Source organism: Butyricicoccus intestinisimiae, assembly GCF_018918345.1.
GTDB classification, from domain to species: domain Bacteria; phylum Bacillota; class Clostridia; order Oscillospirales; family Butyricicoccaceae; genus Butyricicoccus_A; species Butyricicoccus_A intestinisimiae.
This window is the reverse complement of sequence record NZ_JAHLQI010000004.1, coordinates 104273-116186: the sequence shown is the minus strand read 5'-3', so window position 1 is coordinate 116186 and position 11914 is coordinate 104273. Positions and strand designations below refer to the sequence as shown.

Annotated in this window: 13 protein-coding genes and 2 riboswitches; all 13 genes read right to left on the bottom strand. The window is 51.9% G+C overall.

Translation table 11 applies throughout. From position 1 onward, the window contains the following. Window positions 1-54: 54 nt before the first annotated feature. Window positions 55-148, bottom strand: a riboswitch (glycine riboswitch). A gap of 98 nt (window positions 149-246) precedes the next feature. Continuing rightward, window positions 247-813 carry a hypothetical protein gene (locus KQI75_RS08795; protein ID WP_246566539.1) on the bottom strand — a complete coding sequence of 189 codons (567 nt, stop codon included), beginning with the start codon at window positions 811-813 and terminating at the stop codon, window positions 247-249. Window positions 814-824: 11 nt separating this feature from the next. Then, window positions 825-1556: an ABC transporter permease gene (locus tag KQI75_RS08790; protein ID WP_216470435.1), complete on the bottom strand. Its 732-nt coding sequence runs from the start codon at window positions 1554-1556 to the stop codon at window positions 825-827. A 4-nt stretch (window positions 1557-1560) separates the two neighbouring features. After that, window positions 1561-2406 carry an ABC transporter ATP-binding protein gene (locus KQI75_RS08785; protein WP_216470434.1) on the bottom strand — a complete coding sequence of 282 codons (846 nt, stop codon included), beginning with the start codon at window positions 2404-2406 and terminating at the stop codon, window positions 1561-1563. After that, window positions 2399-3091, bottom strand: a complete 693-nt coding sequence (gene cobI / locus KQI75_RS08780) for a precorrin-2 C(20)-methyltransferase (RefSeq protein WP_216470433.1) — start codon at window positions 3089-3091, stop codon at window positions 2399-2401. The genes KQI75_RS08785 and cobI overlap by 8 nt, the downstream gene beginning before the upstream one ends. A gap of 1 nt (window position 3092) precedes the next feature. Continuing rightward, window positions 3093-4205 (bottom strand): ABC transporter ATP-binding protein, encoded by a 1113-nt coding sequence (locus tag KQI75_RS08775; protein WP_216470432.1) that lies wholly within the window; start codon window positions 4203-4205, stop codon window positions 3093-3095. Window positions 4206-4215: 10 nt separating this feature from the next. Continuing rightward, the gene (locus KQI75_RS08770; RefSeq protein WP_216470430.1) at window positions 4216-5229 is read right to left on the bottom strand and encodes a FecCD family ABC transporter permease; all 1014 of its coding nucleotides are present in this window, start codon (window positions 5227-5229) and stop codon (window positions 4216-4218) included. A 29-nt stretch (window positions 5230-5258) separates the two neighbouring features. Then, a complete protein-coding gene (locus KQI75_RS08765; protein ID WP_216470429.1) occupies window positions 5259-6407 on the bottom strand; it encodes an ABC transporter substrate-binding protein in 1149 nt (382 codons plus the stop codon). 1 nt (window position 6408) lies between these two features. Then, window positions 6409-7326: a hypothetical protein gene (locus tag KQI75_RS08760; RefSeq protein ID WP_216470428.1), complete on the bottom strand. Its 918-nt coding sequence runs from the start codon at window positions 7324-7326 to the stop codon at window positions 6409-6411. 72 nt (window positions 7327-7398) lie between these two features. Beyond that, window positions 7399-8424 carry a sirohydrochlorin cobaltochelatase gene (locus tag KQI75_RS08755; protein WP_216470426.1) on the bottom strand — a complete coding sequence of 342 codons (1026 nt, stop codon included), beginning with the start codon at window positions 8422-8424 and terminating at the stop codon, window positions 7399-7401. A gap of 169 nt (window positions 8425-8593) precedes the next feature. Then, a riboswitch (cobalamin riboswitch) is annotated at window positions 8594-8795 on the bottom strand. Window positions 8796-9003: 208 nt separating this feature from the next. Further along, window positions 9004-9522, bottom strand: a complete 519-nt coding sequence (gene thiW, locus KQI75_RS08750) for an energy coupling factor transporter S component ThiW (RefSeq protein ID WP_216470424.1) — start codon at window positions 9520-9522, stop codon at window positions 9004-9006. 131 nt (window positions 9523-9653) lie between these two features. After that, entirely contained in the window at window positions 9654-10469 is an 816-nt protein-coding gene (locus tag KQI75_RS08745) for a Cof-type HAD-IIB family hydrolase (RefSeq protein WP_216470423.1), read from the bottom strand. After that, window positions 10456-11379: an RluA family pseudouridine synthase gene (locus KQI75_RS08740; RefSeq protein WP_216470422.1), complete on the bottom strand. Its 924-nt coding sequence runs from the start codon at window positions 11377-11379 to the stop codon at window positions 10456-10458. The genes KQI75_RS08745 and KQI75_RS08740 overlap by 14 nt, the downstream gene beginning before the upstream one ends. Then, entirely contained in the window at window positions 11376-11846 is a 471-nt protein-coding gene (gene lspA, locus KQI75_RS08735; RefSeq protein WP_330655538.1) for a signal peptidase II, read from the bottom strand. The genes KQI75_RS08740 and lspA overlap by 4 nt, the downstream gene beginning before the upstream one ends. Window positions 11847-11914: the final 68 nt, after the last annotated feature.

The following is an 11914-nucleotide window of genomic DNA, read 5'->3' as shown; positions in this document are numbered from 1 at the left end:
AAAAATGCAAACAAAAAAGAGTTGATATTTCTACCAACCCTCTAAAGAGAATACATAGTTTCATCTGTCCTTTTGCCTGAGAGATTGGTACATGGCTGTACCGTACACCTTCGGCGCTCGTTCTGTGAGACTCTCCAGAGTTTATCAATTTTTAATCACAAATATCAATATAACACAACCATATTGTGAATGCAACCCTGCGGATGAAAAATGTAAATTTTTTGTTTATCTTTTTGTTTTTCCGTATTATTTTCGGAGTCGTCTTTTTTTGACAAGCGATACGGCGGCGCAGACAGAAATAATGCCCACAGCCATATATACCACGCGCTGCGCAGCGGCCTGCGGCGTCTGGTTTCCTGCCATAATGTCATCCGGTGACAGGGTCAGCGTATATTCGACCTCATGCGGAACGCTCATTGCGGTTGTGTCCGCGATGACGGTCATCGGCTGTGTGAAGCTCGTGACCGGAATCTCAAAGGTGGAATAGCCCTCCTCATTGACGCGCTGGTATTTGACGCCGCCGGAAATCATATAGTCATAATTTTCACTGCCCCAAACCAGCGTCATGACCGCTGTACCATCTTTCACTTTAAGTGCCGCTGGTGTGGTCACAGACGCTTTGCCCGAGCCGCCTTCCAGCGAAACCGGAATCGCATAGTCTCCGTCATCCATTTCAATAAACGCAGGCGGTGCCGGTGTATTGGCGGCGCTGTCCGGCAGCTTCGTGCCCTCGCTGTCTGCCGCAAAACAGACGGACGATGCCAGCAGCATCGTGAGTATCACCAAAATTCCCTGTCTGATTCGTTTTTTCATGATGCTGCACCTCACAGATTTTCTTTCTTATAGACAAAATATAAACCGGCAACGATAAAGACAATCAAATAAGCCAGCAATACGAGAATCCCGCGAAAATCTGCAGCTTCACCGGTTGCAATCGCACGAATCATCGAGCTGGTCTGCGACAGCGGCAGAGCTGTAATCACCTCGCGCGCGCCATGCGGAATTGCCGCTGTCGAGAAAAATGTATTACACAAATAGGACATCGGCATGATGATATAATTGGAAAACCGCGGCACATCCGCATGATTTTTCGCCAAAAAAGACACGACAATGCTCAGGCCCGCAAACACGGCACCGTTCAAAAACAAAATAACAAAAGACTGCCAGTTGAACACCAATCCGGTATGAATCGGCAAAATCAGCAGCAGAATAATGCCCGCAGAGTACAGGCCGCGCAGCGCACCGGCAAGAACTTGTCCGACGATAAACTGCCACAGCGGTGTCGGAGAAATAATGACCTGATCAAACGCTTTTTCATACAGGCGCTGAACATTTAGATTTTGCGCAATCGCACTAAAGCTGCCGTTCATCGTCGTCAGCGACACAACGCCCGGTATCAAATAATACAAATACGGCTGGCCGTTCATTGTCGTGCGAATGCCCCAGCCAAAGACAATCAAATACATGAGCGGAGCAATGAGCGCCGCGAGCGTGATTTTGGAAAAGTCCCGCAGGAATTCACGCCATTTTTCCCACAGAATCGTTACAATACCCATAGCTTCAAATACCCTTTGTCAAATGCTTGCCCGCCTGTTCCACAAAGACGTCCTCCAATGTCGTATCGCGCAAGGTGCAATTACCTGTCAGCTCGGACAGATAGGCAATCGCCTGACTGCGCTCGGCAAAATAGCTGCTGTGCACACCGTCCGGATGCATCTCATCGACCGCATACGCGCCCAGCTTGCAAATGAGATTTTCCGGTGTGTCCAAATCCTCCAGCTTGCCGCCATCCATCAGTGCCACACGGTCACACAACGCCTGTGCTTCCTCAATGTAGTGCGTAGTGAGCAAAATCGTCAGCCCCTTCTCATTGAGCTGGCGCAGCAAATTCCACATCTGTCTGCGAGAAAGCGCGTCCATGCCTGCCGTCGGCTCGTCCAGCAGCAAAATCTCCGGCTCAGTCAGCAGCGCGCGGCACACCATGAGCTTGCGCCGCATACCGCCGGACAGCTTGCGAATGGTCTTTTTTCTGTGGCTGGTAAGACCGGCAAAGGCAAGCAGATGTTCTGTCTTTTCACGGATATCCTTGCGCTTCATAAAATACAGCCTGCCCTGATATTCCATGATTTCGTCCATATTCATGTCCTGCCGCATGGAATATTCCTGTGTGACCACGCTGACTTTGCGTTTGATGTCCTTGCGCTGACGGGTCAGCCGTTCGCCGTCAATATAAATCTCCCCGCCGCTCGGCAAAAGCAGCGTGGAGATCATGCTAATCGTTGTGGTTTTTCCCGCACCGTTTGGGCCAAGCAGCGCAAAAAACTCTCCCGTCTCAATGCGCAGACTCAGGTTTTCCACCGCTTGGAAGCCTTCAAACTGCTTGGAAAGATTTTTTATTTCAATCATGCTTCGGCTCCCGCGCAATAATCAGCGAATAATAGCCTGCATCGTTCGGAATTTCTTCCACGCCGTGATAAATCTTCTCCTCCGGCATACCGCAGTTTTCTACCATAACGACATCTCGGCCGCTCTGTGCGAGCTGTTGCTTGACGCGATCCATTTTTCTTCCCGACTTCATCAGCACGCAATTGCCGGAATAATTCAAATCATCCTCCAGATTATGACGCGCCGGCAAAATATGCAGCGGTTCATTCCACTCGGACAGCGAAACATTCATGCGAGCCGCCGCCGCGCAAAACGACGTGATGCCGCTGACGGTTGCCGTCTGATAGCCGTGTTCTTCTACCAGCTTCTTGACATAGCTGAACGTAGAATAAACAGTCGGATCGCCCAGCGTCAGGAATACGACATTCTTTCCCTGTTCGAGCTGTTGCTCCGCTGTATCTGCGGCAATTTTCCAATTGTTCTCGCGCTCCTCTGCGTCCATGGTCATCGGCATGTACAGCGGCAGCAGCGTTTTATCCGCCAGCTCCGGTGCGGCCTGCACGGCAATCTGATATGCCACGGTTTCTTTCGGCTGCTTTCCCGGCACGGCAATGACTTCATTTTCCCGAATCATGCGCACCGCCTTGAGTGTCATCAGTTCCGGATCTCCCGGTCCAACACCAACGCCAATCAATGTTCCCTTCATGTTATAATCCTCTCTTATGATTGAATAATTTTCCTTGTTTCTGCGCCAGTTGCATCAGCTGCTGATTGCCCGCATTCATGGTTCCAAACCGCTCCGGACAGCAAATGACACGTGTGCACGTCTCCATGCAGGCCTTTGCCTGTGCAAGTGCCTGTTCACCGATGGGTTCAAAGGCTCGCTCGGTAATAATCTGCGCGGCAAGTGCCTGCGCCGCGGGCAAATCCATGTCATTTTCATGCAGCACTCCCGCTGCAAACGGGATGCCTTTGCGCTGCAGCTGCCGATAAATCGGGATGCCGCTGCCGCCTCCGCCAATGACGAAAACCTCCGGTTTTCCCGCCGGTTTTTCCAGCTCCATAAAGCCGTATACTGTGTGATAGCTGCCGCAGGAGACCTGATACAGCTGCTCAATATACGCGTCCGTAAAGATTTCATCCGGCGTGCCGCATTTGTCAATGCGGTCTCCCCTGACGCACACCACGCGGTCTGACAGCTTTTGTGCCAAATCCAGCTCGTGCATGGAGATAATGACAGCGATCTGTTTTTCCAGTACAAGCCGTTTGAGAATCGCCAGCAGCTCCAATTTGTGACGAATATCCAAAAAGGATGTCGGTTCGTCCAAAATCAGAATTTCCGGTTCCTGACAGATGGCGCGCGCCAGCATGACGCGCTGCCGCTGTCCGTCACTGATGCAGGTAAAGCTTTTGTCCGCCAGCTCTCGAATATGCACCAGCTCCATCGCCTCGCGCACCTTTTCGCGGTCTGCATCGGACAGCACGCCGAATCGTCCGGTGTACGGAAATCTGCCCGCCTCCACCACTTCTTCACAGCTCATGAGCTCCGGTTCCAATCGTCCGGTCATCATCACGGATACTTTTTGCGCCAGCTCTCTGCTGCCGGTCTGCGAGAGCGGCTTTCCCGCCACGCAAACCGTGCCGCCCAAAATTTCCAGCTGTTTGGTAATGCTTTTAATAATTGTCGATTTTCCCGCGCCGTTCGGACCGATCAACGTCAGAATCTCGCCCGGACACACGGCAATTTCAATTCCCTGAATGAGAACTTTTTTGTCATAGCCAACAGACAAATTGTGTGTTTGTAACATTGCGTTGTTCATGCTCAATCCCTCATTGCCGTTTCTTGTCCCGATGCAGCATCATCCAAATAACGATTGGCGCGCCAAACACAGCGGTCACAGAGCCGATGCTCAACTCTGTCGGCGCGAACATCGTCCGCGCCAGCAAATCACAAAACAGGCAGAACACCGCGCCGCCCAAAAACGAGGCTGGAATAATAAACAGCGGTTTTGACGTGTGAAACAGGCTCTTTGTCAGATGCGGCACCGCAATGCCGACAAAGGAAATCGGACCCGCAAACGCCGTAACCGTCGCAGACAGAATGCTGGACAGCAAAATCAACTGGACACGGAACAATTTCACGTTGACGCCCATGCTCTGCGCGTACACTTCACCGAGGCGGAATGCATCCATCGGCTTGGACAGCAAAATCGTCAGCACCATACAGAAAACAGTCACAACCGTCATCGTGCCGACATTGTCCCAGCTGACGCCGGAAAAGCTGCCCATCGACCAGTTGTGCAGATTGACAATGTTGGAATCATCCGCAAAGGTCACGGCAAAATCCGTAATCGCCGAGCAGATATAGCCGATCATGATGCCGCAGATGATGAGCAGCGACATTTTTTTGACTTTGCCGGAGATCAGCAGAACAAAGCCCATCGAAATCATTGAGCCGACAAACGCTGCCAGAATCATGCTGGTAGAGCTCATCACCCATCCGCGGCTCAAAAAGCCGATCATGGTCATCGCAACGACCAATTTGGCACCGGACGAAATGCCCAGCACAAACGGCCCCGCAATCGGGTTGGAAAAAAAGGTTTGCAGCAAAAAGCCGGATACCGATAACGCGCCGCCCAAAATAACCGCCGCAATCAAACGCGGCAGACGAATCTCCCAGATAATGGCGGTGTTCGCCGATGTCTTTCCCGCTAAGATGCCGAACACCTCGGAAGGAGACAGCGACACGGTTCCGATATTCAAATTGAGCAGTATCAAAGAGCACAGCAACACCGCAAGAATCCCATATCCTATCCAGCACCGCATGGCTGTACGCTGTTTCATCTCTGTCTCCTTCCTATAAATGTTTCGTTTCATTTCAGCCGATGCAAAAAGGTCAATTGGTCGGTCTGATCCGCCTGTCCCGTCACAATGCGGTTGAGGTCTGCAATCATATCCGCCGCGCCGGTCGTCTGCTGAAACATGTTTTTCTCTGTGCACCAGACATTTCCGGTCTGCACCGCTTTGAAATCTTTGAGCAGGCTGCTTTTTTGCGTCAGCTGGCTGATGGTCTGCAAATCTCCCTCAATCGTGCTGTTGTAGATGATATAATCGGCATCTTTTGCCGCCGCATAAAAGGCTTCCATCTGCATATTCATCGTGGACAGCGCGTTGTCATCCACTTTGAGCTGCTGTGCCGTCGGCACATACGAGCCGCCCGCCATGTCAATCATCTTGGAGACATAGTCTCCCGGCTTGCGGACATTGACAGAGCCCGTCGAGCTGATGTAGAAAAACGCAACCGTTTTGCCGGTATCCGCCGCCTGCATCTCGTTCAGCTGCCGGACTTTTTCATCAAAAAACTTTTCTGCTTCGTCCGTCTTTCCGAGCAGCAGGCCATACAGCTTGATCCATTCCATGCGTCCCATCGGATGCGATTCATAGCTGGAATGCTCGACAAGCACCGGAATATTCACCTTTTCCAGCTGTTCCTTCACTTCCGGATTGTGGGTAATCATGGTCGATTCTATGGCAAGCTGACAGTTTTTCGTCAGCAGCGTCTCATAATCCGGCGCATTGTACTTGCCGACATACTGCAGCCTGCCCTGCTGCATCGCCTGCGTCACATGCGGCAGGCTCCAATCCTTTTCCGCGGTGCTGGTCATGGCAATCGCGGGCAGCGCATCCAAGCCGTCAAACAAATCCATCGCAGACGATGCCGCCAGATAGATATTGTCCAGCGGCTGCTGCAGCACCGTAATGCTACTGCTCAGTCCCTGCGGCGCCTGCTTGCCTTCCGGCACGAGCAAATACTGATTCTGTTTTGCAATGGTAATCAGCGCGTAACCGCCGTCATAGTAATCGACGGAAAATTGGTTCGCATACTGCAGCTCCATGCTTCCGGTCGGCTTCCAGTCGGAAAAATCGGAAGCGGACTTCTGCGCACTGCTGCCGCAGCCGGTCAGCAAAAAACACACGCCGAGCAGCAAAAAGCCGAACAAATAGTTCAATCTTCGCATCATATCACTTTGCCTTGACGGAATCCGCGTCAAAAGTCAGCGTGTAGTCAATCAGATACGGCTGGCTCATCGCCGTGGTATCCGCCTGCACGGCAATCTTTTTTCCAAATGCTGCGACCGGAATGTTAAAAGTAGATGTCTCTGCGCCAGCAACCGGCTCATACTTATTGTCTCCGACCATCATGTAATCATAGTTGGAGCTGCTCCAAACGATTTTGGCTGTCGCTTCGCCATTGGCAACCGTCAGTTCTGCCGGAGACTGGATACTTGCTCTGCCAGAGCCGCCAGCTAACGTAACGTTGACAGTATAGGTGCCATCCTGCAAGCCAAGCTCTGCAACCGTCTTGCTGCTGCCGCCCGTCACAGCGCCGTCCGGCAGGGAATCTGCGCGGAGCAGAATGGTTCTGTCATACCACTGCTGCTTATTTTTGCTGAACGCTGCGCAGGAAATCCCCTTGTCCAGTGCCTCCACCGGAATGGCAAAAGTATCTGCGCCGTCTTTATTGGTCTCAGGGAAAATATAATCCTCCGGCTTTGCCTTGGACGCCTGTTCACCGGTGCCCAGATAAATGCAGCGGTATCCGGTGCCGCTCATCGTCATCACGGCGGTCATTTCGCCGTCTTTGACGGTCAGCTGACAATCTGTCACGTGGAACATTTTGGAGCTGCAGTCTACAGAAACCGAATAGGTACCGTCCTTGACCTGCTTGCCGGAAACGGCTTCCATGCCGTCTTCTCCGACAGCCTGCACACTGCTCATATCTGCGGAGCTGGCAACCTTGCTGTAATCCGTCGTATCCTTGCTCTGTTCCTGCGCAGCGGCCGTGGTGTCGGAGCCGGTATTGGCCGTGCTGCCGCAGCCGGTCAGCACACCTGCGAGCAGAGCCGCACACAGTGCCGAAGCCAAAAATGTCTTTTTCATCTGATTTCACCCTTTCAAAACGAGAGCGGCACGAAAATACGCGCCGCTCTGCCTTTGTTTTTTGTATTAGAATTACTGATTCAGCGAATCAATGGCTGCCTGTGCATGCTCTACGTAGATCTGACGAATGGTTTCGTTTTCGCCCAGACCGCGCAGCAGGCACTCAACCTGATAGCCGGCTGCCTCAAACTGAGACTTCCAAGAATCCTTGTCGTCGCCTGCCATATCGTTGTTTGCATGGTCACCCGCAACTACCATCAGCGGCTCCAGAACAACGCGCTTGTAGCCACCCTTCTTGACAGCAGCCAGAACGTCATCCAGAGACGGAGTTGCTTCAACGGTGCCTACAAAGTAGTTGGTGTGACCGTCCTTGGTCAGCAGATCCTGCATCTTCTGATATACACCATTGGAATCCGCAGATGTACCATGACCCATGAACACGATAGCGGTCTCGCCATCATCGTAATCCTTGGTCCAATCAACGATGGCATTCTCTACGCGGGAGAAATCGTCATCGCTGGACAGCAGCGGCTGACCAATTGCAATCTTATCAAACGCATCGGAATACTGTGCAATGTCGCCCTTCAGTTCTTCATACTCCAGACCGTTCATCAGATGAGTCGGCTGAACAACCAGATTCTTAACGCCATTGTCTACCGCCCGCTTGAGCGATGCATCGATGTCATCAATCTTTTCGCCGTCGCGCTTTGCTACATGGTCAATGACGATATTGGCAGTGAAGCCGCGGCGTACCGAGTAATCCGGGAACGACTTCTCCAGCTGATCCTCGATGGCGCCGATGGTCAGACGTCGGCTGTCATTAAAGCTGGTGCCAAAGCTGAGTACCAGCAGTTCGTTTTCACCGATGTTGTCCTGATTGCGCGGGTTGTCCTTAGACGCATCACCGGTGTTGTAGTTTTCTTCTTCCTCTGCTGCTTCGCCGGAACCGGAGCCGGTATTCGCCTTTGCGGAAGTCGTTGCAGAGCCGGTGTCCTTTGCTGCGTCCTTGCTGTTGTCGTTGGAAGAACCGCAGCCTGCCAGCATGCCTGCAGCCAGCACACCTGCCAGCAGCATCGCCGTCAACTTTTTCATTTTCATTTTTTGTACCTCCTGTGGTATCTTGGGGAACGCTCGGATCGCAGCCTGAGAAATATATTCGCATACACGATACCGGCGCCTCTCTCGATAGAGAAAAAGCGTCGACCTTCCCCGCAGCCCACAAAAGGCTGGCAGATGGTACGATCAAGAGCTCGTGATCCGGAAATATTTCCTGTACCAGCATCCGGCAGGTTTCCTGACTTTGGCTCATCGCACAAGAACAGCCTTACCAGTCCACAGACCAGTGACCGCGCCGAAACGCATCGTTCTCCGCTCCCCGTTCACAGTGACGAGATCGCACAGGATTGTTCACCTGTTTCCCTTTTACCCTCTTGCTAGATGCAGGAGGCACCGCATGCTTTGATTCAATTGTTCCAATTCTGCCTATTTTAGCATTGACAATATTGTATCATTTGCCCTATGCCTTGTCAACCGTTCCAATGTGCATTTTCCCGGCCGCACAATCCGCAGAATCTTGTTTTACCGTTTTTATTGTACCGCATTTTATGTGCGGTGTAAACAAAAAGAACCCATTTACCGAGAAGTGGGCAAATGCGTCCTTATTGTTGGAATATTGTATTATTTGTCGAGCAGATACTGCATGTGCTCGAACGCCGTGGAGCGCTTGAGTCCCATCAGCACCAGTCCCGCCGCAACAGAGCCCACAACCGTGGAAATCAGGAACGGGATAATATACGCATAAAAGGCGACGGCTCCGGCATCGGTTCCCATAAACAAAACAGCTACCGGATAGGCGCACAGACCTCCGAGAATGCCGGTGCCGAAAATTTCCGCTGCAACCGTCAGCAGCAGCTTCTTGGTTTTCCAGTACATCAATCCGCAGCACAGCGCACCGATCATACTGCCCGGAAACGCCATCAGGCTGCCCAGTCCAAACAGGTTTCGCAGCAGGCTGGCGAGAAATGCACACGCCACGCCGTAACCGGGTCCCAGAAAAACCGCACAGATGATATTGACCATGTGCTGAATCGGCGCACAGCGCGAGCCCAAAATGGGAAACGAGAACATGCTGCCGACCACGGCGATATCCGCCAAGACTGCACAAAGAACGATTTTTTTAATACGAGCACGATTCATAATTTTCCTCCATTAAAAACGAGAGCATCACAAAGAATCATACCCGCGGTGGTATGCCCCTTCGTGACGCTCTCGCGTTACTCTGACTGAAAGAATAGCATATGTTACACGGCTTGTCAACCGACAAGGCATTATCCAAACTGCTTGTCCAGATATTCTACCACGCCCTGCAGTGTATTGTGGTTATTGTCTGCCACAACGACATCGACCGTGTCGAGCACCTCTTGTCTTGCATTTTCCGGCGCAAAACTGATGCCGGCACCGCGCAGCATCGGCAAATCGTTTTGGCTGTCTCCCACAGTACAAACCAGCGACGGCTCGACACCGAGATAGCTTGCCGCTCTTTGCACGCCATCGCCTTTGTGTCCGCCCTTGCAGGTCATCTCATAATAAACCGGCGTGGAAAACGTCAAATTATACTTGTCTTTGACGCGGTCGATAAACGGACGCGCCGCGAGTACCTCGTCATGCTCTCCGGTAAAATTGATTTTTCCCCATTCCTGTGTCGGCTCCGGAATTTCATCCAGACCGCACAGCGTATACGGAATGTCAAGATTGACAAAATGCTGCCGCGTCACCTCGCACATCCGGCAGACATACGAGTGATCGAGCAAAAATACTTCAATGCCCAAATGTGGATATGCTTCCATCACTTCCCGCGCCAGCTGCTTTGCGCCGTCATCCAGACCTTCCATATATATCACTTTTTCCAGCGCCTCATCACAGATAATCGCGCCGTTCAGGTAAACGCCGGGTCCGTTGCACGGCAGCAGCTTTCGATACGCAGCCGTTGCCGGACGCGTTCTTCCGGTCGCCAGAGAGAAATATCCGCCGTTTTGCGTAAAATACTCCAGTGCTTGGATCGTCTCCCGCTGAATCGCATGCGTATCGTCCAGCAAGGTTCCGTCCATATCCGAGGCGATAAAAATACCGTCAAACTTGCCCATACTGATTCCTCAATTTCTGTAAGACTTTTTCAAAATATTCCGGCAGCGGCGCCTCAAACAGCATGCGCTCACCGGTCACCGGATGCGTCAATTCCAGCTCGCCTGCGTGCAGGCACTGTCCCTGTAACTTCCACTTGTCTTTCGCCGGTCCATACAGCGGATCACCGATAATCGGATGGCCAATGTGCGCCATGTGCACGCGAATCTGATGCGTGCGTCCGGTCTCCAGACGAAATTTCATCAATGTATAGCCCTGATAGTGCTCCAGCACCTGATAATGCGTAATCGCTTCCCGACCGCCTGCGAGAACCGCCATTTTCTTTCTGTCGACCGGATGGCGGGCAATCGGCGCTTGTATTGTGCCGGTTTCCTCCCGCGGGCATCCATAGACCACAGCAAAATAGCGACGTCCCGCGCTGTGCACTTGAATCTGTTCCGCCAGCGACTGATGCGCGCGGTCGTTTTTCGCAACGACAAGCAGTCCGCTGGTGTCTTTGTCAATGCGATGGACAATACCGGGACGGATTTCTCCGTTGATGCCGGACAAGCTGTCTCCGCAATGATACATCAGCGCATTGACCAGGGTTCCGCTCCAATTGCCCGGTGCCGGATGCACAACCATACCCTTCGGCTTATTAACAACGATGATATCCTCATCTTCATACACAATATCAAGCGGAATATTTTCCGGTTCGATGGAAACCTCTTTGGGCTCCGGCACTTCGACTGCAATCACATCTCCGGCAGCTGCTTTCGCATTTTTTTTGACCGGCTGTTCGCCGATGGTCACGCAGCCATCCTGCATCAAGTGCTGAATGGCTGACCGCGTCAGCTCCGGCAGCTGCTGCGAGAGTAGCTTGTCGATGCGTTGGCCGGAATCCGTCTCTGTCACCTGAATGATTCGTCTCATTTGTCCGCTTCCTCCGCATCTTTGTGGATAAAGAGATAATAAAAGGCAAACAAAGCAACGCCGACACAGACGTAAATATCCGCAATATTAAAAATCGGAAATCTGATAAATTCCAGCTGAATCATATCCACAACATAATGATTGACCACGCGGTCAATGACATTGCCAATTGCTCCCGCCGCAATCACCAGCAGGCTGATTTTTCCAATCGGCGCTTGAATCTTATCTGTTTTCAGTGCATATACAATGCCGCACAGAATCACCACTGCCAGTGCGACAAACAGCCAAATTTGGTTTTCTAAAATGCTGAACGCAGCGCCGCGGTTCTCCACATAGGTCAGCGACAGCACGCCCGGAATGAGCGGAATCGTGCCGATGGATGCCAGCATCGTCACCGCCCAATATTTTACCGCTTGGTCTACAATAACCATCATGAGAACTGCCAGCAAATACATAACAATAGACACAGGAGATTCCTCCCTTCACAAAGAGAGGCAGAGGACAATTCCTCTGCCTCTTTTTTTACGAATGTTTC

Excerpts from the sequence above, each read along its gene's own strand:
- KQI75_RS08740 (WP_216470422.1), bottom strand. The coding sequence starts at position 11,379 with ATGAGACGAATCATTCAGGTGACAGAGACGGATTCCGGCCAACGCATC.
- KQI75_RS08760 (WP_216470428.1), bottom strand. The coding sequence starts at position 7,326 with ATGAAAAAGACATTTTTGGCTTCGGCACTGTGTGCGGCTCTGCTCGCA.
- KQI75_RS08775 (WP_216470432.1), bottom strand. The coding sequence starts at position 4,205 with ATGAACAACGCAATGTTACAAACACACAATTTGTCTGTTGGCTATGAC.
- KQI75_RS08785 (WP_216470434.1), bottom strand. The coding sequence starts at position 2,406 with ATGATTGAAATAAAAAATCTTTCCAAGCAGTTTGAAGGCTTCCAAGCG.
- KQI75_RS08755 (WP_216470426.1), bottom strand. The coding sequence starts at position 8,424 with ATGAAAATGAAAAAGTTGACGGCGATGCTGCTGGCAGGTGTGCTGGCT.
- thiW (WP_216470424.1), bottom strand. The coding sequence starts at position 9,522 with ATGAATCGTGCTCGTATTAAAAAAATCGTTCTTTGTGCAGTCTTGGCG.
- KQI75_RS08795 (WP_246566539.1), bottom strand. The coding sequence starts at position 813 with ATGAAAAAACGAATCAGACAGGGAATTTTGGTGATACTCACGATGCTG.
- KQI75_RS08745 (WP_216470423.1), bottom strand. The coding sequence starts at position 10,469 with ATGGGCAAGTTTGACGGTATTTTTATCGCCTCGGATATGGACGGAACC.
- KQI75_RS08765 (WP_216470429.1), bottom strand. The coding sequence starts at position 6,407 with ATGATGCGAAGATTGAACTATTTGTTCGGCTTTTTGCTGCTCGGCGTG.
- KQI75_RS08770 (WP_216470430.1), bottom strand. The coding sequence starts at position 5,229 with ATGAAACAGCGTACAGCCATGCGGTGCTGGATAGGATATGGGATTCTT.
- KQI75_RS08790 (WP_216470435.1), bottom strand. The coding sequence starts at position 1,556 with ATGGGTATTGTAACGATTCTGTGGGAAAAATGGCGTGAATTCCTGCGG.
- cobI (WP_216470433.1), bottom strand. The coding sequence starts at position 3,091 with ATGAAGGGAACATTGATTGGCGTTGGTGTTGGACCGGGAGATCCGGAA.